16 protein-coding genes are annotated in these 19,662 nt (G+C 60.2%); 5 read left to right on the top strand and 11 right to left on the bottom strand.

What is annotated here, in order from left to right; translation table 11 throughout:
• Positions 1-5 precede the first annotated feature (5 nt).
• From ACJ8OK_RS01395 to ACJ8OK_RS01415, 5 genes are all read right to left on the bottom strand, one after another.
• Entirely contained in the window at positions 6-1,814 is a 1,809-nt protein-coding gene (locus ACJ8OK_RS01395) for an extracellular solute-binding protein (protein ID WP_033632554.1), read from the bottom strand.
• A gap of 89 nt (positions 1,815-1,903) precedes the next feature.
• Entirely contained in the window at positions 1,904-3,490 is a 1,587-nt protein-coding gene (locus tag ACJ8OK_RS01400; RefSeq protein WP_033632555.1) for a cyclic di-GMP phosphodiesterase, read from the bottom strand.
• A 411-nt stretch (positions 3,491-3,901) separates the two neighbouring features.
• Positions 3,902-4,477, bottom strand: coding sequence for a bifunctional murein DD-endopeptidase/murein LD-carboxypeptidase (gene mepS / locus ACJ8OK_RS01405; RefSeq protein WP_025303553.1), 576 nt, complete (start codon positions 4,475-4,477; stop codon positions 3,902-3,904).
• Positions 4,478-4,887: 410 nt separating this feature from the next.
• Positions 4,888-5,598, bottom strand: coding sequence for a phosphatase PAP2 family protein (locus ACJ8OK_RS01410; protein ID WP_033632556.1), 711 nt, complete (start codon positions 5,596-5,598; stop codon positions 4,888-4,890).
• A gap of 77 nt (positions 5,599-5,675) precedes the next feature.
• Entirely contained in the window at positions 5,676-6,650 is a 975-nt protein-coding gene (locus ACJ8OK_RS01415; RefSeq protein ID WP_260952547.1) for a CobW family GTP-binding protein, read from the bottom strand.
• Positions 6,651-6,968: 318 nt separating this feature from the next.
• Here ACJ8OK_RS01415 and ACJ8OK_RS01420 point away from each other — a divergent pair, with 318 nt between their 5' ends.
• Positions 6,969-7,277, top strand: coding sequence for a type 1 fimbrial protein (locus ACJ8OK_RS01420; protein ID WP_033632558.1), 309 nt, complete (start codon positions 6,969-6,971; stop codon positions 7,275-7,277).
• Positions 7,278-7,339: 62 nt separating this feature from the next.
• Here ACJ8OK_RS01420 and ACJ8OK_RS01425 read toward each other — a convergent pair whose 3' ends face one another.
• Entirely contained in the window at positions 7,340-8,812 is a 1,473-nt protein-coding gene (locus tag ACJ8OK_RS01425; RefSeq protein WP_274850442.1) for a mannitol dehydrogenase family protein, read from the bottom strand.
• Positions 8,813-9,104: 292 nt separating this feature from the next.
• Between ACJ8OK_RS01425 and uxuA the strand changes: the two genes are divergently transcribed.
• Positions 9,105-10,295, top strand: coding sequence for a mannonate dehydratase (gene uxuA / locus ACJ8OK_RS01430; RefSeq protein WP_033632560.1), 1,191 nt, complete (start codon positions 9,105-9,107; stop codon positions 10,293-10,295).
• 42 nt (positions 10,296-10,337) lie between these two features.
• Here uxuA and yeiP read toward each other — a convergent pair whose 3' ends face one another.
• Positions 10,338-10,910 carry an elongation factor P-like protein YeiP gene (yeiP, locus tag ACJ8OK_RS01435; RefSeq protein ID WP_004935725.1) on the bottom strand — a complete coding sequence of 191 codons (573 nt, stop codon included), beginning with the start codon at positions 10,908-10,910 and terminating at the stop codon, positions 10,338-10,340.
• Positions 10,911-11,036: 126 nt separating this feature from the next.
• Positions 11,037-12,281 (bottom strand): tryptophan permease, encoded by a 1,245-nt coding sequence (gene mtr, locus ACJ8OK_RS01440; protein WP_004935722.1) that lies wholly within the window; start codon positions 12,279-12,281, stop codon positions 11,037-11,039.
• 265 nt (positions 12,282-12,546) lie between these two features.
• Between mtr and ACJ8OK_RS01445 the strand changes: the two genes are divergently transcribed.
• Positions 12,547-12,801, top strand: a complete 255-nt coding sequence (locus ACJ8OK_RS01445) for a YkgJ family cysteine cluster protein (RefSeq protein WP_015378527.1) — start codon at positions 12,547-12,549, stop codon at positions 12,799-12,801.
• A 237-nt stretch (positions 12,802-13,038) separates the two neighbouring features.
• Here the strand turns inward: ACJ8OK_RS01445 and torA are convergent, their stop codons facing one another.
• From torA to ACJ8OK_RS01460, 3 genes are all read right to left on the bottom strand, one after another.
• A complete protein-coding gene (gene torA, locus ACJ8OK_RS01450) occupies positions 13,039-15,513 on the bottom strand; it encodes a trimethylamine-N-oxide reductase TorA (RefSeq protein ID WP_049278957.1) in 2,475 nt (824 codons plus the stop codon).
• A gap of 12 nt (positions 15,514-15,525) precedes the next feature.
• Positions 15,526-16,686 carry a NapC/NirT family cytochrome c gene (locus ACJ8OK_RS01455; protein ID WP_442530343.1) on the bottom strand — a complete coding sequence of 387 codons (1,161 nt, stop codon included), beginning with the start codon at positions 16,684-16,686 and terminating at the stop codon, positions 15,526-15,528.
• 233 nt (positions 16,687-16,919) lie between these two features.
• On the bottom strand, positions 16,920-17,342 hold the full coding sequence (locus ACJ8OK_RS01460; protein ID WP_033632563.1) for a nucleotide triphosphate diphosphatase NUDT15: 423 nt from the start codon (positions 17,340-17,342) through the stop codon (positions 16,920-16,922).
• 247 nt (positions 17,343-17,589) lie between these two features.
• Between ACJ8OK_RS01460 and fruB the strand changes: the two genes are divergently transcribed.
• On the top strand, positions 17,590-18,723 hold the full coding sequence (fruB, locus tag ACJ8OK_RS01465; RefSeq protein WP_033632564.1) for a fused PTS fructose transporter subunit IIA/HPr protein: 1,134 nt from the start codon (positions 17,590-17,592) through the stop codon (positions 18,721-18,723).
• A complete protein-coding gene (gene fruK / locus ACJ8OK_RS01470; protein WP_004935702.1) occupies positions 18,720-19,661 on the top strand; it encodes a 1-phosphofructokinase in 942 nt (313 codons plus the stop codon). Before fruB ends, fruK begins: the two co-directional genes overlap by 4 nt.
• The last annotated feature ends 1 nt before the right edge of the window (position 19,662 follow it).

The raw sequence follows: 19,662 nt of genomic DNA on the forward strand, positions 1-19,662 counted from the left end.
ACTCCTTATTGCCGCTGAGCCGGTAAGCGCGCCGCCTTGTTGACGTCGTACCACCAGTTGTCGAAGCCGATCGCATAGGCCGGGCGGATCGACGGCGTGGAGAACTTGTCCCAATAGGCGTAGCGGTCGTGGTTGGAGTACCACATCGGCAGCATGTAGTTGTTCCAGGTCAGCACCCGGTCCAGCGCGCGGCCGAGCGGCAACAGGGCGTTTTCGTCGCCCTGATGGGCGGCGATTTGCCTGACCAGGCTGTCGACCGCCGGATCTTTGACGCCGGGGGTGTTATAGCTGGAATCGATGTACTGCGAATCCCACAGAATTTGCAGATCGGCGCTGGGGAACGGCATCGCCATATACACCGTCGACATCATGTCGAAATCGCGCTCGCGCATGCGGCGGGTGTACTGCGAGGCGTCAATCTCGCGGATTTGCATCTCGATGCCCAACCGCTGCAGGTTGTGGCGGAACGGCAGCACGTACTGGAAGTTGCTGCCGCTCAGCAGCATCAGTTCAAAGGTGAACGGCTGGCCGGTTTTGGCGTTGACCAGCTTTTGATTTTTGACCACCCAACCGGCTTCTTTCAGCAGTTGGGTCGCCTTCAGCAGGTTTTGTCGATCGTTGCCGCTACCGTCGGAGGAGGGCGGTTGGTAGATACTGGTAAATACCTCCGGCGGTATCTGGCCCTTGAGCGGTGCCAGCAAGGCCAGTTCAGCGGCGTCCGGGTAGCCGCGGGCTGCGTAGGCGGTGTTTTGGAAATAGCTGTCGGCGCGCTGATAGGCGTTGTAATACAGCGCCTTGTTCATCCAGTTAAAATCGAAAGCCAGGCCGATCGCTTCCCGTACCCGACGATCGGCGAACAGCGGTTTTTGCAGATTGAACGCCAGCCAGCGGGTATTCTGCGCCGCCTGGTTGGTCTCGTCCTGCTTGATGATGTAGTTGCGCGCGAAGTTGCCGCCCTGATATTGGGTGGCCCAGCTTTTGGGCGACGGCTCGATGCGGAAATCGTAGGCGCCGGCCTTGAAGGCTTCCAACGATACTTTGTCGTCCAGATAATAATCGTAGCGAATGCTGTCGAAGTTGTAGCGGCCGCGGTTCACCGGCAGATTGGCGGCCCAGTAGTCGCGCACCCGCTGATAGGTGATGTACTGGCCGAGGCGGTAATCGCCGATTTTATACGGGCCGCTGGCGAGCGGCGGGGTGCTGAGCGGTTCGTTGAGCTTATGGTTTTTCCAGAAGCTTTCCGGCAATACGCGCAGGCTGAGCAGGCTGAGGATTTGCTCACGGTTCGCCTTAGGCAGCTCGATGCGCACCGTCAGCCGGGAAATGGCCTTGACCGTGACGCCTTTGTAATAGGAGCGAAACTGCGGCACGCCTTCGGTCATGAATTTATTGAAGGTAAAGGCCACGTCGGCGGCGGTGATCGGGCTGCCGTCCTGGAAGCGGGCGCGGGCGTTGATATCCAATTCCATCCAGCGCATGTCGGCCGGGAAACGGGCCGATTCGGCAATCAACGGGTAATAGCTGCCGGGTTCGTCGTCGGAGTTGGTGAACAGCGTATCGTACAGCTCCATCGTGCGCTCGCCGGGTACGCCGCGGGTAGCGAAGCGGTTGAAGTTGTCGTAGGTGCCGATGGCCGCCAGTCGCACGTCACCTCCCTTGGGCGCCGCTGGGTTGACGTAGTCGAAATGGCTGAAGTCGGTGGCGTATTTCGGTTCACCGAGAAGGGCGAAAGCGTAGCTTTCGTTGAGGGCTTCGGCCCGCAGACCGAAGCTCAGTGCCGAGAGCACCAGAGCAGCGAAAATGCGCACGGACATCAGACGGTAAGCTCCTGCTGTGGAATAAAGTACAACCTGCGCCCAGCATAACATTCTTCGGGCGGGAGCAGGGTAAAGATGCTTAAAGGTTAACTATTTTTTTCCTGATAATCAAAGACCTGATGAGCATTGCAGTAAGCGACGAAATCATCGATGCTCAGCGGCTTGCTGAAGTAGTACCCCTGCATGAAGTTGACGCCGTGTTCTTGCAGAAACTGCATCTGCTCGGCGGTTTCCACGCCTTCGGCCACCGTCAGCATTTTCAGCTTTTTCGCCAACGAGATCACCGCATCCAGCACCGGCGCGGTGACCGTGTCCTGGCCGATGGTGTTGACGAAACCACGGTCAATCTTCAGATAATCCATGGTGAAGCGCTCAAGATAAATAAGCGCGCTGTGCCCGGTGCCGAAATCGTCCACCGCGATCTCGATGCCCTGTTTGTGCAGCCAGTCAAACTCCGCCAGCGCGCTCTCTTCTTCCACCATGCCGCGTTCGGTGATTTCAAACACCAGCGTAAAGTAATCGCCCGGCAGCTGCGTCAACAATTCATACACGTCCTGGTGAAACGACGGTGCGCTAAGGTGGGCGGGGGAAATGTTGAGGCCGACTTTACCTCCCCGTGGCAGCGCTTTGGCGAGCTGTGGCGCATCTTCGGCGATCAGCCTGAACAGGTGGCGGGTAAGCGGCACGATCAGCCCGTTGCTTTCGGCGTAGGGGATAAAGACATCGGGCGGGATGCGGCCCTCGATCGGATGCTGCCAGCGGATCAGCGCTTCCAGCCCGCCGATGCTGTTGCTGTCGGTATGGAACACCGGCTGGTATTCGATAAAGAACTCGTTGCGCTTGATGCCGCGCAGCAGCGCGCGTTCCGGGCTTTGCCGCAGCAGCAGCATGTAGTAGCAGAGTACGCCGGTCATCAATGACAGCACCAGGCTGCCCAGCAGCGTCAGGCGAATGTCGTTGGGGGTCAGTTTCTCGTTGTAGAACAGGATGGTCAGCGGCAGATTGGGCAGCGTCAGGGTATCCGCCTTGCCCTTCGGTAGCTGATTGACCGGCATCAGGTTCGGGCTGAAAGTGGTCAACGCGCGGTTGCCCATCACGATGGCGATGCCCGGCGCCTGTTCGTCGTGCGAGGTGAACAGCAGGTAGGGCATCAGATCGATGTCCAGCGTAGCGAGGATGCCGGTGGCCTTTTCGCCGGGATGTCGCAGCCAAACCGCAACCGCCGGTTTATTTGGCACCATCGGCGTCCCCTGCTGCAGCTTGAGATCCAGAGGCAGATCCCAGTCGATATCCTGGTAGATATTTTTCATCGGCAACATCATGTCGCCCGTGGCGGAGGAGCAATAGGCGTAGCCGTCCTTCACCAACAGGAAGGTGCGCACGCCGCTGGTAAAGGCCGCCTGGTAGGTAATATCCGACTGGCTGGAGAGGCAAGGCTTGTCCAGCAGCGGCATCATTTGCCGCATCACCGCCGTCAGATGCGAGATATAACCCAGCGTGAACTTTTGCGTGCGCGCTTCGACCTTATGTTGATATTGCGTGCGCTGGTGGTTGATCAAAGAAAGCGTGACCGCGGTGAATAGCGTAAAAAATACCAGGGCGGCGACACCGCTTTTAGCCAGGCTGCGTTGTCGGTGAGACACGCTGCGGGCGAAAGCTCTTTTCAAGCCCATAACCGAGTCCTCTGCAACCGGGCGTCAGGCGTGTCGTGCAGCCAGTTAATGGATTGTGCCAACGGTTTTTTTTTCATTTTTGCCTTTTATCCCGTACCAACCGGCGGCGCCATTTAAATATGTGGCGTCGCCGACAGAAATATCATGCGCATAATATCAGCGGAAACGTTTTAAATAACGCCGGGGCGCCGTTGCCGTCATCTGACGATAATAGGCGAGTTTTTCCTCGACGGGGCGATTTCCTGCCAACAGTTTATCAAAATAATGGCGTGCGGCGGCGTTAAGCAGGGAAAGGTGACGATAAGGCAGGGATCAATTTTGATGATACCTGTTCGACAACCAAAAAAAACGCCGCCCGTGGGCGGCGCTTATCGCTCGTTTGGTATTCAGGATCTTCAGGGCGTTGCGCCGTTAACCGTTGGTCAGCACCCGGCGCGCTTCTCGATAACGTTTATTCCAATAGTTATCGGTCAGCTTGGAAATCATGACTCCACTGCTGGTGGAGGCGTGAACGAACTGATCGTTGCCTAAATAGATGCCGACATGGCGCCCGGTAGAACCGGCGCGGAACAGCACCAAATCGCCGGCGCGCAGCTTGGTGCGCTGAATTTTCTTGCCGAGATCTTCCTGTTCATAGGTCGAACGCGGTAAATCCATGCCGAACTGTTCGCGGAAGGTGCGCTGTACAAACGCCGAGCAATCAATGCCGCGCTTGGTGTCACCGCCTAAGCGGTAGCGAACGCCTTTCCAATCCGCATACTGATCCATAATCTTTGACTTGACGTCAACGTTGCGGACCATCGCTTCGAATTCATCCTGAGAGGCTTGCAGTAAAAGACCGTCTTTGTCATTAACTGCACGCATCTCAGTTTGTGCGTTATTCAAGTTCGAAGTGTGAGTCGAGCTGCACGCTGACAGCATAACCGCAGCGGCAATTGCAGGGACTACCCGCAAAAAATATCTCAGAAACGGTTGAGATTTGACCATTGTTGTTGTTTTCCCTTGAAGTCCTTAACGACGAAAGTCGCTACCTGAAAAATGCCAAACGAAACGAGCCTAGTCCGCACCTGTTGCATCGACAACCAGTTACCGTTGAAAACGTGCGAGAACGCACATTTTTATCGGATTTCATACTGATTCGACTTAAACCAGGCACAAACGCATCTGAGATTACCGGAACCAATAGGGGATTGCGAGCCTTTTTCCCGTCTTTTTTATATGAATTTGTGATGTAACATAATGTAAATCTTCATATAAAAAACGCCAATTGTCCGATGTATGAATCTGGCGTGAAATCAGGTTGCAAAAGCGTTAACGAACGGTGGGGAAATTTTTGCGCGCGGCGAGGGGAAGAGGGCGGGAGGCGTAAGCCTCCCGGCATGAGTCATAGACACAAATTATGGTTGGCCGGGGCGGTGCTTACCGGGCAACAGGCGATTCAACCGATCGACGATCCAGTCGCTGCAAGGCGTCATCAGCACCCAGCTGGCGCCAACCAGCACCACGGACAATGAGCCGACGGCGATATCGGTAAACCAGTGGGCGCCAATCATCACGCGCGGCAATGAGAAGACCACCGTAATCAGCAGGGCGACGGCGAAGGCGCCGCGGCCGAAATAGCGCAGCATAAAGCAGGAAAAAATAATCAGCATCATGCCGTGGTCGCCGGGGAAGCTGTCGCTGGAAGCGTCCTTGGTGGGGATGCCGGTCAGCTCGCTGACGCGATGGATATTGTCAAAGGTCAGGGTGGGGCTTGGATGTTTCACCGGCAGCAGGTGGCCAAGCTGGTTCAGCACCACGGCGGTCAGCAGCATCACCACGCCGGTGATCACCAGACGGCGGCGGCCTGCGGCGTCCTGCTTCAGATAAAAGTACAGATACAGCAGCCCCATGGCGAGCAGCGAAATCACATCGAACGCGCGGTTGTTGGTGATGGCGACCAGGTGTAAAAACGCCGGGTCGGTGGCCAGATGGCGGTTAAAGAAGAAGAAAATCGCCGAATCCAGGGTAAACCAGCCGCCGTGATTGGCCGGCAGGAACCAGGACAGAAACAGCGCAACGCCCAGTAAGTTGAAGAAGAGAATGAGGGGTAAATTGCGGCGTGTCATGACATAACCTGTTGGAAAAATGAAAACGAAATAAAACCCGGCAGCCCTGCGGCATCCGGGGGGCAACGGTACGGGGTTTAACTTAAACGAATCTTAAACAAGGCGGATTGCAGGGCATTCCAATCGACATTTTCGCTGTGGATAAGCTCAATTCGGCTGTCGAGCGGCGCGACCGGGCGGGTTTCGATGTTGAGATCCTGCCCCTGACGATTGATCAGCAATGTGCCTTCGGGGATGCGTACCACGCCTTTGGCGCGTTCGACCGGCGCGAGTCGCACCCATTCCATGAAGCCGACGGTGTCGAACCGGGTATCGCCGTCAAAAATCCAGCCGCAGCTGGTGAAGCCTTGCCCTTCATTCAACGCTCGCCGCCAGCGGGCGTGCTCTGGCAGCCGCAGCGCCGCCAGCCCCTGCTTTTTCGCCTGACCATGATGATGCTGCGCGTCCGGCAATTCTGTACGATTCGTGCGCGGAAGTGACAACAGCGCGACATCCGCTTCGCCTTGCGCGATGGCGTAGCAGGGCCGCTGCAGCGGGTCTTGCGCCTTCCAGGCCTCCAGCGCCAGCCAGTCTTGCGGCCGGTAGGTATCGCTTTTGCTGGCCAAAATAATGTCGGCCGCGGCCAGCTGATCGCGGAAGTTTTCGTTGTCGCGGTAGCGGGGCTGGCTGAGCTGGCGGGCATCCAGCAGGCACAGGGTGGCCTGCAGATCGATCCAGCCGGCATAGCTCTCCTGGGTCAGCAGCGACAGGATTTGTTTCGGATGCCCGAGCCCGGTCGGCTCGATCAGCAGCCGATCCGGTTTGGCCTGCTGCAACAGCATATTCAAGCCCACCTGCATCGGCAGGCCGTTGACGCAGCACATGCAGCCACCGGGGATCTCTTTGAGCACCGCGCCGCTGTCCGCCAGCAGCGCGCCGTCGATGCCGATCTCGCCGAATTCATTGACCAATACCGCCCAGCGTTCATGTTCGGGCTTATGAGCCAGCAAATGGCGGATAGTGGTGGTTTTGCCGCTGCCGAGGAAACCGGTAATCAAATTGGTTTTAGTCATTAATAATTCCTGGCGCAAAAATTAACCTGCTTAATAAATGAGTTACGCAGCCGTGTCGGTGAAACGGCCGCGATTTAATTTGTGCTCTATCTCGCAAATTTTGCACGTCACCATGCGCTTTTCAACCGACAAAATCTACCGTTTGTAACAAGAAAATTCTTAGATAAAACCCTGTATTAGATGCGGTTAACTTTTGTTAGTAGCTTGTTTTTACATTGTTAATGACGAGATTAACGATCAAATCTCGTCCCTTTCCTTGCGATTATTCCTAACAAGATCCTCTATGGTTAAATTGGCTTAACTAAAAATGAGGTTGCCATGAATACCTTTCGGTTATTTTTGATCGTAGGAATGTTGTTTTCATGGACGGCAGTGAGTCAGGCAGGAGTGGCCGGCGGGGTAATTCGCTTCGTCGGTTCTATCGTTGAAAGTCCTTGCACGGTCAATATTGCAGATTCTAAGGCGAATACGCAATGTTACCGCAACGGCCAGCGTTATCAGGCCCAGCAAGCGTTGTCAGGTTTTGATACTACACGCAAAGAACTTCCGCTAAATCTAGGCACAACCGAAATGAAGTGGGTAGACCAACAGAAGAAACTCGCTGTTATGACGGTCGTTTATCGTTAAGTCGTTCCGCCATGCCGGCGTAACGTTACGCCGGCATGGTTATTCTCGGCCCTGCAGGCTCCTCACCGCATCACCCATTCCTTCACCGTTTCACGCGCGCCGCGATCGCGCAGCGATAAATAGGCTTGCGTCACCGTTTCGCTAAACGCCGCATGCGCCGCCAGCGTTTCGCCGAATACCGATTTCAACGCCAATAGCGCCGCTACGCGCCGTCGATCGTCCGTTGTGGCGGCGATCGTCTGCTGCAGCACGTCTGCCAGCGGATCGCGAATGTCGATCGGCTCACCGGCGTCATCGACGCCGCCGACGTAACGCATCCAGCCCGCCACGCCCAGCGCCAGCCCGCTATAGTCGCCGCCGTGCCGCAGATGCCAGCGCACGGCATCCAGCAGCCGCTGCGGCAGCTTCTGCGTGCCGTCCATGGCGATCTGCCAGGTGAGGTGTTGCAGCGCCGGATTGCTGAAGCGCGCGATAAGCTGTGCGGCATAATCGGGCAGGCTGATGCCGGTGACGCTCAGCGTTGGCGCCTGTTCGTCCAGCATCAACCGCAGGGCGGCGCGGCGGTAGTGCTCGTCCGCCATGCACTCGTTGATATAGCGGTAGCCGCCCAGGTAGCCTAAGTAAGCCAGGAACGAGTGGCTGCCGTTCAGCATGCGCAGCTTCATGTGTTCAAACGGCAGCACATCGCTGACCAACTGGGCGCCGGCCAACTCCCACGCCGGGCGTCCGGCGGTGAAGTTGTCTTCCACCACCCATTGAATGAAGGGCTCGCAGGCGATGGCGCATTCGTCGCGCACGCCGCCCAGCGCGGCGGCGATCTCATCCAGCGTGGCCGGCGTGGCGGCCGGCACGATGCGATCCACCATGGTGCAGGGGAAGGTGGCGGCGGTGGCGATCCAGTCGGCGAGCGACGGATCCCGCGCCTGCGCCAGATCGAGCACCGCCCGGCGCAACACGTGGCCGTTCTCCGGAATATTGTCGCAGGAAAGCAGGGAGAAGGCGGACAGGCCGCGTTCGCGCCGCAGCCGCAGCGCTTCCACCAAAATGCCGGGCGCGGTCTGCGGCTGATGCGGCCACGCCAGATCGGCGACGATCCCCGAATGCTGTCTGTCCAGCCGTCCGCTGCCGGGCTCGATGCAGTAGCCTTTTTCGGTGATGGTCATCGAGACGATCGCCACCTGCGGTTCGGCCAGCTTCTCCAGCACCGCGGCGATGCCCTCCAGTTTGCGGTGCAGGCTCTCATGCACCGCGCCGATCACGATGGCCTGATGGCCGTCCGCGCCTTTCTCCAGCACGCTGTACAGATGATCCTGTTGCCGCAGCGCCTCAAACAGCGGCACGCCGCCGGAAAGACTGATCTCGCAAATGCCCCAGTCGCCGCCGTGGGCGTTCAGCACCCGATCGGTCAGCAGCGCCTGATGCGCGCGGTGGAACGCGCCGAAACCCAGGTGCACGATACGGCTGCGCAGGGCCCGGCGATCATAATTCGGTTGCCGGACGGCGCCCGGCAGCGGGGTGTTGGCGATCGTATTCATCTCATCTCCAAAGCGAATAGATAGCTGGCGGGCCACTTGCGTCAAGTTAGCAGACCAGTTTGCCGACGCATGGACAGCGGGGCGCCGGCGATAAAAAACTGCCACCAGTCTAAAGTTGTCGGCAGGTTAAGGGAATTGGTCAGGCCAAAATAAGCCAGAATCGTGAAGCGGATCAACCAATGAACGGTTCAATTTTGACAGCGCGCGGCGAAAGAGTAAGTTAAAGCTAGCTGACATCTAAATTAAACTGGTATAACAACATCGCGATGCGAGACAGGCATAAGGACACAACATGGAACAAACATGGCGTTGGTATGGCCCGAACGATCCGGTCTCTTTGGATGACGTGCGTCAGGCCGGGGCAACCGGGGTGGTCACGGCGCTGCACCATATTGCGAACGGCGAAGTCTGGCCGATCGACGAGATCCGCGCGCGGCAGGCGCTGCTGGCGGAAAAGGGGCTGGTGTGGTCGGTGGTGGAGAGCGTGCCGGTACATGAGGAGATCAAAACCCACAGCGGCGACTGGCGGCGGTACATCGCCAATTACCAGCAGTCACTGCGCAATCTGGCGGCCTGCGGCATCGACACCGTTTGCTACAACTTCATGCCGATCCTCGACTGGACGCGCACCGATCTGGCCTATCCGCTGCCGGACGGTTCCAAAGCGCTGCGTTTCGATCAGGTAGCCTTCGCCGCGTTCGAGCTGCATATCCTGCAGCGCGCCGGCGCCGAGGCGGACTATACGGCGCAAGAGCGCAGTCAGGCGGCGGCCTATTTCGCCGCCATGAGCGAGGAGGAGAAAGCCACGCTGACCGGCAACATCATCGCCGGGCTGCCGGGTGCGGAAGAAGGCTATACGTTGGAGCAGTTCCGCCGCCGCCTGGCGGAATACGACGGCATCGACAAGGCGCGGCTGCGCGAAAACATGGCGGTCTTTCTGCGCGCCATCGTGCCGGTGGCGGAAGAGGCCGGCATCCGGCTGGCGGTGCACCCCGACGATCCGCCGCGGCCGATCCTCGGCCTGCCGCGCATCGTCTCCACGATCGAAGACATGCAGTGGCTGAAGCAGACCGTCGACAGCATTCATAACGGCTTCACCATGTGCACCGGTTCCTACGGCGTGCGCGCCGACAACGATCTGGTGCGGATGATTGAAACCTTCGGCGATCGCATTCACTTTACCCACCTGCGCGCCACCTGCCGCGAGGAAAACCCGAAAAGCTTCCACGAGGGGGCGCATCTGCAGGGCGATGTGGACATGGTGGCGGTGATCGAAGCGATCCTGACCGAAGAGCTGCGTCGGCAGCGGGCGGGCGATCGGCGGCCGATCCCGATGCGCCCCGATCATGGGCATCAGATGCTGGACGATTTGAAAAAGAAAACCAATCCGGGCTATTCGGCCATCGGGCGGTTGAAAGGGCTGGCGGAGCTGCGCGGCGTCGAGCTGGCGCTCAAGCGGCGTTTTTTCCCGGAGTTGCCGTAGCGGAAAATGAAACGGGGCCGAGTATCGGCCCCGTAGGCGCGACTAGTCGGCGCGGCTCATGTAGCGGCGTTCGGCGATATGAATGCGAATTTTGTCGCCGGCGCTGAGGTATTCCGGCACGTGGATCACCAGGCCGGTCGCCATGGTGGCCGGTTTGTTGCGGGCGCTGGCGGAAGCGCCTTTGATGCCCGGCGCGGTCTCGACGATTTCCATATCCACGGTCTGCGGCAGTTCCAGCGCCAGCACCTGGCCATCCAGCGTCAGCACCTGCATACCCGGCAGGCCGCCTTCCGGAATGAACAGCAGCTCGTCTTCGATCTGGTCTTTCTTGAAAATGTACGGGGTGTAGTCTTCGTCATCCATGAACACGTATTCTTCGCCGTCGATATAGGAGAAGTTCACCTTGCGGCGCGACAGGGAAATGGTGTCCAGGATATCGTCGCCCTTGAAGCGTTCTTCCACTTTCAGGCCGGTGCGCACGTCGGAGAAGCGCATTTTGTACAGGGTGCTGGCGCCGCGGGCGCTCGGGCTCTGCACGTCGATATCTTTTACCAGCAGCAGCTTGCCGTTGTAGCTGATCGCCATGCCGCGCTTAATTTCGTTAGCTCTTGCCATTTCAATTCATCCGCAATGAAGAGTATTAGAGAAGTTGCGACAAGGTACTCGCGCCGCCGATTTCAGGCAATAGCCCGGCGTAAAAACAGTGCAGGAAAGGGAGAGCAGGCGCTCTCCCTTCGAGGATTACCGGAAGACCGGCAGCAGGCCGAACAGCGACAGAATATGTGCGGCGGCGTTGATCAACCCGAACAGGATAACGAACAGGATCACGCCGTTGCCGCCCGGTGCACGGTAACCGGCCTGCGGATAACGGCGGCGGCTGGCGCGCGCCATCAGCGCCGGCACGATCACCGCCCAGACGGTGGCCGCCAGCCCGGCGAAGCCGATGGCGTACAGGAAACCGTTCGGGAACAGCAGCGCGGCCAGGGTCGGCGGCACGAAGGTCACCAGCGCGGTTTTGCTGCGCCCGACGGCGTCGTCCTTGAACTTGCAGAAGTCCGCCAGATAATCGAACAGGCCCAGCGACACGCCGAGGAACGAGCTGGCCAGCGCCATATAGGAGAAGGCGTTCAGCAGTTGGCTGACGGTCTGGCTGCTGGAGACGTTGCCCATTTGCTTGAGCAGGCTGCCGATATTGCCGCCCTCGGCGATCACCTGCTTGAAGGCGTCGCGCGCGATATTGCCCTGAATCACATACTGCCACAGGATGTAGATCGCCAGTGCCAGCAGGGTGCCGTACACCAGGCTGCGCACCACGGAGCCACTGTCCTTGTGGTAGTACTTCACCAGCCCGGGAATGTTGCCGTGGTAGCCGAACGAAGTCAGCAGGTAAGGCAGCGCCGCCAGGGCGTAAGGCAGATAGCTGGCCCGATCATCGCCGGTGTTGAACAGCACCGCGGGCTGCACGTGGGTGAACATGTCGCCCACCGACATCACGAAGGTGATCACCATGCCGCCGATCAGAATGGTGCTCAGGCGATCGACCGCGCGGGTGGAGAGCCAGACGATAAACGCCACCACCAGCGCGAACACCAGGCCGGCGGTAGTCTGGCCGACGCCGACGATGCCCTCCAGCGTGTGCGCGATGATCGAGCCGCCGGCGGAGATATAGGCGTAGGTCAGGATGTACAGCACGAACGCCACCGACAGGCCGTTCACGGCGTTCCAGCCTTTGCCCAGCAGATCCTTGACCATGGTGTTGAAGCTGGCGCCGCTCGGGTAGTGCAGCGTGGCTTCGAGGATCATCAGGCCGGACAGCAGCATACAGGCCCAGGTATACACCAGCAGCGCGACGGAGCCGCTGAACCAGACACCGGAAGTGACGATCGGAATGGAAAACATGCCGGCGCCAACGGCGGTTCCGGCAATGATCATCGCGCCGCCGAGGACGGAAGGGCGGGCCAGCTTCTGGATGGTGTCCGTAGACATGCGTGCTCCTGAGGGAAGAGGTTCTTTTGTACTAGCTCAATGGTACATGGGCGCATGGCGCATGTAAAGCGAAGGAATTGCACGTTTCACGCGTTTTTTTCTTTAAATCAAGGTTTGCTGGGCGTTTATTCGCCATCGGGTGCAGCCGGCCGGCGCAGAGCGATGAGTGTAAAGATCGCGAGGACGCAGGGATTCTGCTGGCGGTGGCCGCGTGCGGCTGCTATTGTCGCGCTTCTTTCCCCCCAGCCCACCAGGAGTAGCGCTGATGGACTGTCGCAGCGACTGCGGCGCCTGCTGTATCGCGCCGTCAATATCCAGCCCGATCCCCGGCATGCCGAACGGCAAGCCCGCCAATACCCGCTGCATTCATCTGGATGAACGGCTGCGCTGCGGCCTGTTTCATTCGCCGCTGCGGCCGAAGGTGTGCGGCAGCCTGCAGCCGAGCCGCGACATGTGCCACGATCACCGCGATCAGGCGCTGATCTACCTCGCCAGACTGGAAGCGGACACCGCGCCCTAATCTGCCCTCAACCGCCACAGACACTGCGTCGCGCCTGCCGCCATCGCAGCCGACCCGAACGGTGTGGGGGAACGGCGTAGTGGCTGTCTCTCCAGGTGCCGTTCATGGCGGTCGCAGAGAAATACCGGATATTTAAGGCTATTCCTTTTGCACGGCGCGTACTGAGACTGGATAAAAAAATGCCGGTCAGGCTTAACTGACCGGCATTACGCGTTGCGCCCTCTGTTTAGCGCGGGATCAGGCGCCTTGCGGCACCGCGTGCGCGGTATTTTTCAATACCGGCCCCTGATACTTCTCGATCTGCAGCTGCGCCATCTGCCCGCAGTTGCCCTGCGCCAGGCTGGAAGAGCCGATGTCGAAGGTCAGGCAGTTGACGTTGCCGTTCTTGCACAGCGAGCCGGGCTGCGCCGGATCGGCCGGATCGAACCAGGCGCCTTCGCTGATGCGCACCACGCCGGGCCGCACGTCTTCGCTGACCACCGCGCCCACCAGGATCTGACCGCGATCGTTAAACGCCCGCACCAGATCGCCGCCGCTGATGCCGCGCGGCTGCGCGTCCTGCGGGTGGATCAGGATCGCTTCACGATCCGCTACCGCGTATTTCTCGCGCAGCGGCGTGTTATCGAGCTGGGAGTGCAGCCGGTTGGTCGGGTGCGCGGTATTGAGCGACAGCGGATACTTGGCCGCTTCCGGCCCGCGATACCACTCGTGCGGCGGCATCCAGGTCGGAATGCCGGGGCAATCCTCGTAATGCATTTTGGCGATGGCGTCGGAGTAGATCTCGATCTTGCCCGACGGCGTGCCCAGCGGGTTCAGCAGCGGGTTGTCGCGATAGTCGGCGAAGCGCACCCACTGCTTATTGGCCTCCGGCACCGGGAAGCGCACGTAGTTGTTGGATTGCCAGAACATGTCGAACGGCGGCAGCGCCACCCGCGCGGCGCGCGCCTGATTTTTCATGTCGTCGTACATGCCTTTCAGCCACTGGGTTTCATCCTTGCCCTCGGTGAAGGCTTCCTGCACGCCCAGCCTGGCCGCCATCGCCGAGAAGATGTCGAAGTCGCTGCGCGACTCGTGCTGCGGCGGCACGCATTGATGCATCGGGAACACGTAGAGCTGCGAATAGTCGCCGCCCATTTCCAGATCGTTGCGCTCGTAGCTGGTGGTAGCCGGCAGCACGATATCGGCATGCTTGGCGGTGGCGGTCCAGTAAGGCTCGTTGACCACGATGGTGTCCGGCCGCTGCCAGGCTTTGACCAGGTTATTGGTGTCCTGATGCTGGTGGAAGGTGTTGCCGCCCGCCACATACACCATTTTCACCTCGGGGTAAGTGACCTTGGCGCCGTTGAAGTCGATGGTTTTGCCCGGGTTGCTCAGGCATTCGGCGATGCGCGCCACCGGGATCGGCGCCGGGGAGTTCTTCGGTGCGTTGCCGGCGGAGATGCCGGCGATGATGCCGCCCTTGGCGGTCGGGCTGCCGCCGGAGGAATAGTGATAGCTGAAGCCGAAGCCGCCGCCCGGCAGGCCGATCTGGCCGAGCATCGCCGCCACCGTCACCAGCAGCCAGTGCTGCTGCTCGCCGTGGTGCTGGCGCTGAATGCCCCAGCCGCCCATGATCATGGTGCGATGCTTCGCCATCTCACGCGCCAGACCGCGCAGCGTGTCGGCATCGACGCCGCTGATGTCGGCCGCCCATTCGGCGGTTTTCGCCACGCCGTCACTCTCGCCCAGCAGGTAGGCCTGGAACTTGTCGAAGCCGACGGTGTAGGTTTTCAGGAAGTCCGGGTTATGCAGCTTCTCGGTCAGCAACGTGTGGGCGATGCCGATCAGCATGGCGCCGTCGGTATAAGGGCGCGGGGCGATCCACTGCGCATTGACGAACTTGGCGCTGTCGCTGTGCACCGGATCGATGCTGATCACCCGGGTGCCTTTCTTCTTCAGCGCCTCGAAGCCGGTCTGGCCGACGTGATCCGGCACGTTCCAGCTGTTTTTCAGCGTGACCATCGGGTTACAGCCCCACAGGATCACCAGCTCGCTGTTCTCGATCACGTTCGGCCAGGCGGTCTGCTGTTCGTAGACCTCCATCGAGCCGACCACGTGCGACATGATCACCTGCGCTGCGCCGGTGGAGTAGTCGCCGGCGTAGCCGAGGAAGCCGCCGGTCAGGTTCATCAGACGCTGCAGCAGCGTGCGGCTGTTGTGCAGCATACCGACGCTTTTCCAGCCATAGGAACCGGCGTAGATCGACTGCGGCCCGTGATCTTTCTGCAGGCGAACGATCTCATTGCACACCAGCTCGGTCGCTTTGTCCCAGCTGACGCGCACCCACTCGTCGCGGCCGCGCAGTTCGGTGCGGCTGCCGGGGCCGCCTTCCAGCCAGCTTTTGCGCACCATCGGATATTTGATGCGGTTCTCGGCGTGCACCTGATAAGGCGCCATGGTGATCAGCTCATTGGGATACGGATCGTCCTGCACCGGCTGTACGCCGACCATCTTGCCGTCCTGCACGATGGCCTCAAACGCGCCCCAGTGGGCGCCGGTCAGAATGCCTTTCTGCGCCTGACGCAAGACGATGAACTGCGGCAGCGCTTCGCTGATGGCCTGCGCCAGCGCCGCTTTGGGCCATAAGCCCGCCAGCAGCGGGGCGGCGGCCAGCGCGGCGGCGCCGGTCAGGAAGCGGCGACGGCTCATGGTTAACGGTTGTTGGTTGCTCATTGCGCTTCTCCCTTAAAGCTTGGCCGGTGCGGCAGGTGGCATGTCGCTGGCGTGTTTTTGTACGTATTGCGTCAGCACGCGCAGCTGTTCCTGCGTCAGCGAGGTGCGTGGCGCCATGCCTTTGATGACGCCGATCCATTGGTTGGCGTTGAAGCGATCGAGCGCGGTCAGCCCGTGGCAGCCGGTACAGTTGGCCGACATCATGTCCGCGGCGTAGCGCCAGATTTTTTGCTGATCGTCAATCAACTGCTTGCGCGGCAGCCACACCTGCAGAGAAACCTGATGCCAGACCAGGCCGGTTTCCGCATCGGTCTGGGTGGCGGCGGTCTTCAGCTGTTGGCGTGCTTCCTCACCCAGCAGCACGCTGAGGATGCGTTTGCCCTGCGCGGCGTAGAACACTTCGCTGACCCCGTCCTGCTGCCAGCCACTGACGGTGGCCAGCACCTTGTCGCCATCCTGCTTGATCACCTGCACTTCGGTGGACGGCATCAGGTTGCCGGCGTTATGGCTGTCGTTGGCGCCGAGGAAGAACGGCTCGGTGGCGATGGTGTAGAGGGTGGTGGCGTCCGGTGCGGTCAACGCCGCGGCCTTCGCCAGCTCGGCGGCGCCGGCCTGGGTTTCGCCGCTCATGTCCGGCAGGATATGCGCCACGCCCTTGTGGCAATCGATGCAGGTTTCGCCCTGTTTGATCGCCACCGGGTGCTGCAGGCGCGCCTCAGGGCGCTGGGCGGTGATGTCCATGGCGTCGTAGCTGTGGCAGGAGCGGCAGGTGGCCGAGTCGTTCTCTTTCAGCGTCTTCCAGACTGACTGCGCCATCGCCAGCTTGTGCGCTTCGTATTTCTCCGGCGTATCGATGGTGCCGACCATTTCGCCGTAAATGTCTTTCACCGCGCGGATCTTGGTCCACAGGTAGTCGATCGGCTGGTGCGGCACGTGGCAGTCGGCGCACTCGGCGCGGATGCCCTTGGTGTTCTGGAAGTGGACGCTGCCCTGATATTCGGCCAGCGGCTGTTGCATGGTGTGGCAGGAAACGCAGAAGGCGGTATCGCTGGTTTTATGGAAGACGGTGGCGGTCCCGGCCAACAGCGCTGCGCCGAGGATAATCCCCAGCAGCAAAAGCCATAGCCATCCCCACCGACGCTTTTTTTCAAAGCCAGTCAGTTTTATGCTCATGGTAAACCCGCTTATAATTATGAATTTAAAATAAAATCTTGCCAAAAGGCCGCCGACCGGAGGTCAGAATGCCACGTCGATTGCAGGGGTAATGATAGAAGAGGGTTAACCCCATAGGGTTATCCGTAGTCAAAAAAATGGCGTATATCGCAAAAAATAGCGTTATATTCTAATTTATATAACGATAGGGCACTGCGGCAGGGGAAGCGAGCGCAGCACACGCTCGCATTGGATCAGACCGCTGGCAGGTAGGCCAGGCCGCTCAGCCACAGGCGGATGGCGGTGCGGCTGGCTTCGAAATGGGGTTCCGGCAGGGCTTCAGGCGCGCACCAGCGCCACTCGGCGCATTTCTCGGGCTCTCTCAGCTCGGCGTCGCCGCCGGGGTGATCCACCTGCAGGCAGATTGACACCGTGTGTTTGCCTTCGGCGCGCCAGGTTTGCAGATTGTTGCTGACGCCAACGAAGCGCGGCGGGTCGATGAGCAACCCGGTCTCTTCGGCGATTTCGCGCTGGGCGCACTGCTCGAAGGTTTCACCGGCATCCAGATGCCCGCCGGGGATCGACCAAAAGGGCGCGTGGGAACCGCAGCGTTTGCCCAACAAAATCTCGCCTTGAGGGTTGACGATGATCACCCCGACGCCCGTCACTACGTTCATGCTTTTCTCCGTCAGCAAGGTTTCAGCACAGTATGTCATTTTGCCCCGGCGCTGGCCAATACGCCGGCAAAAGTGTGCGTAAGCTCAAAAATCTGCAATGGCGAAAGGGGGAAAGCTTGCTTTCGCCTTGCGCTGCTCACACACTCCTTGAAACGTTTCAGCGTTGTCCGGCCGCTTGTAGCGAACGGATAACGCTCCTTTTTCTCAATGAAGCTGAAACGATTCAATTCAGCAGGAGAGGAGAATCATGTTCCAGTTGTCACCGCAAGACATTCATCTGGGCGCCGTTGCCGACGGTAAGCAAGAGGCCATCCGCCTGGTGGCCGCCGCCCTGACCGAAGCCGGCTGCGTCAGCGCCGGTTACGTGGACGGCATGCTGCAGCGCGAACTGCAGACGTCCACCTATCTGGGTAACGGCATCGCCATTCCGCACGGCACCACCGATACCCGCGATCTGGTGTTGAAAACCGGCGTGCAGGTGTTCCAGTTCCCGCAGGGCATTGCGTGGGGCGAAGGCCAGACCGCCTATGTGGCGATCGGCATCGCCGCCCGCTCCGACGAGCATTTGGCGCTGCTGCGCCAGCTCACCCACGTGCTGAGCGATGACAGCGTGGCGGAGCGGCTGGCGCAAACCACCTCTGCGGAGGAACTGCGCAGCCTGCTGATGGGCGAACAACAGAGCGCCGAATTCCAGTTCGACGTTTCGCTGATTGCGCTCGACGTCGCCGCCGACAGCCTGATGACGCTGCAGGCGCTGAACGCCGGCCGGCTGCAAAAGGCCGGCGCGGTTAACGCGCAGTTCGTCAGTGATGTCATCACCCGCAAGCCGCTGAACCTGGGGCAGGGCATCTGGCTGAGCGACAGCGTCGAAGGCAACCTGGCCAGCGCGGCCACCGTCAGCCGCCCGGCGCAGGCTTTCGCGGAAGACGGCGAGCCGGTGGCGCTGCTGCTGACGGTGTCGGTCGCCGACGCGCAGCCGCTGGCGGTGCTCAACTACCTCAGCGATCTGCTGCTGGCCAATAAAGCTGAACGGTTGCTGAAGGCGGATGCCGCCGGCGTGCTGGCGCTGCTGACCAGCGAAGTGGCTGAGGAGAGCAGCGTGCTGAGCGCCGAGTTCGTGATCCGCAACGAGCACGGTCTGCACGCGCGGCCGGGCACGGCGTTGGTCAACGTGATCAAAAATTTCAACAGTGACATCACCGTCACCAACCTGGACGGCAGCGGCAAGCCGGCCAACGGGCGCAGCCTGATGAAGGTGGTGGCGCTGGGCGTGAAGAAAGGGCATCACCTGCGCTTTACCGCCAATGGAGAAGATGCTGAAGCCGCGCTGAAGGCGATCGGCGAAGCGATTAATGAAGGACTGGGCGAGGGCGCAGCATGAGCAGAAGAGTAGCAACGATCACCCTGAACCCGGCGTACGATCTGGTGGGTTTCTGCCCGCAGATTGAACGCGGGGAAGTCAATCGGGTAAAAACCGCCGGCCTGCACGCCGCCGGTAAGGGCATCAACGTCGCCAAGGTGTTGAAGGATTTGGGCATCGACGTCACCGTCGGCGGCTTCCTGGGCAAAGACAATCAGGACGGTTTCCAGTTGCTGTTCAGCGATCTGGGGATCGCCAACCGCTTTCAGGTGGTGCCGGGCCGCACCCGCATCAACGTCAAGCTGACGGAAAAAGACGGCGAAGTGACCGATTTCAACTTCTCCGGCTTCGAAGTGACGCCGCAGGACTGGGATCGCTTCGTCAGCGACTCGCTGAGCTGGCTAGGCCAGTTTGACATGGTGGCGGTGAGCGGCAGCCTGCCGGCCGGCGTCGATCCTGACGCATTTACCGACTGGATGACCCAGCTGCGCGCCAAGTGCCCGTGCATCATTTTCGACAGCAGCCGCGAAGCGCTGGTCGCCGGGCTGAAGGCCTCGCCGTGGTTGGTCAAACCGAACCGCCGCGAGCTGGAAATCTGGGCCGGCCGCCCGCTGCCGGCGCTGGCGGACGTGGTTGAGGCCGCGCATGCGCTGCGCGAGCAGGGCATCGCCCACGTGGTGATCTCCCTCGGTGCGGAAGGCGCGCTGTGGGTTAACGCGTCCGGCGCCTGGATCGCCAAACCGCCGTCCTGTGAGGTGGTCAGCACCGTGGGCGCCGGCGATTCGATGGTCGGCGGCCTGATTTATGGCCTGCTGATGCGCGAATCCAGCGAGCACACTCTGCGTCTGGCCACGGCGGTAGCGGCGCTGGCGGTCAGCCAGAGCAACGTCGGCGTGACCGATCGTCCCCAGTTGGCCGCGATGATGGCGCGCGTCGATCTGAAACCTTTCAATCAATAGC

The sequence above is a fragment of the Serratia sp. CY71090 genome (assembly GCF_052166845.1).
Lineage (GTDB): Bacteria > Pseudomonadota > Gammaproteobacteria > Enterobacterales > Enterobacteriaceae > Serratia > Serratia nematodiphila.

Coding starts and splice junctions, on each gene's coding strand:
- ACJ8OK_RS01425 (WP_274850442.1), bottom strand. CDS start 8,812: ATGAATACGATCGCCAACACCCCGCTGCCGGGCGCCGTCCGGCAACCG.
- uxuA (WP_033632560.1), top strand. CDS start 9,105: ATGGAACAAACATGGCGTTGGTATGGCCCGAACGATCCGGTCTCTTTG.
- ACJ8OK_RS01415 (WP_260952547.1), bottom strand. CDS start 6,650: ATGACTAAAACCAATTTGATTACCGGTTTCCTCGGCAGCGGCAAAACC.
- torA (WP_049278957.1), bottom strand. CDS start 15,513: ATGAGCAACCAACAACCGTTAACCATGAGCCGTCGCCGCTTCCTGACC.
- fruK (WP_004935702.1), top strand. CDS start 18,720: ATGAGCAGAAGAGTAGCAACGATCACCCTGAACCCGGCGTACGATCTG.
- ACJ8OK_RS01455 (WP_442530343.1), bottom strand. CDS start 16,686: ATGAGCATAAAACTGACTGGCTTTGAAAAAAAGCGTCGGTGGGGATGG.
- ACJ8OK_RS01410 (WP_033632556.1), bottom strand. CDS start 5,598: ATGACACGCCGCAATTTACCCCTCATTCTCTTCTTCAACTTACTGGGC.
- yeiP (WP_004935725.1), bottom strand. CDS start 10,910: ATGGCAAGAGCTAACGAAATTAAGCGCGGCATGGCGATCAGCTACAAC.
- mtr (WP_004935722.1), bottom strand. CDS start 12,281: ATGTCTACGGACACCATCCAGAAGCTGGCCCGCCCTTCCGTCCTCGGC.
- fruB (WP_033632564.1), top strand. CDS start 17,590: ATGTTCCAGTTGTCACCGCAAGACATTCATCTGGGCGCCGTTGCCGAC.
- mepS (WP_025303553.1), bottom strand. CDS start 4,477: ATGGTCAAATCTCAACCGTTTCTGAGATATTTTTTGCGGGTAGTCCCT.
- ACJ8OK_RS01445 (WP_015378527.1), top strand. CDS start 12,547: ATGGACTGTCGCAGCGACTGCGGCGCCTGCTGTATCGCGCCGTCAATA.
- ACJ8OK_RS01420 (WP_033632558.1), top strand. CDS start 6,969: ATGAATACCTTTCGGTTATTTTTGATCGTAGGAATGTTGTTTTCATGG.
- ACJ8OK_RS01400 (WP_033632555.1), bottom strand. CDS start 3,490: ATGGGCTTGAAAAGAGCTTTCGCCCGCAGCGTGTCTCACCGACAACGC.
- ACJ8OK_RS01460 (WP_033632563.1), bottom strand. CDS start 17,342: ATGAACGTAGTGACGGGCGTCGGGGTGATCATCGTCAACCCTCAAGGC.
- ACJ8OK_RS01395 (WP_033632554.1), bottom strand. CDS start 1,814: ATGTCCGTGCGCATTTTCGCTGCTCTGGTGCTCTCGGCACTGAGCTTC.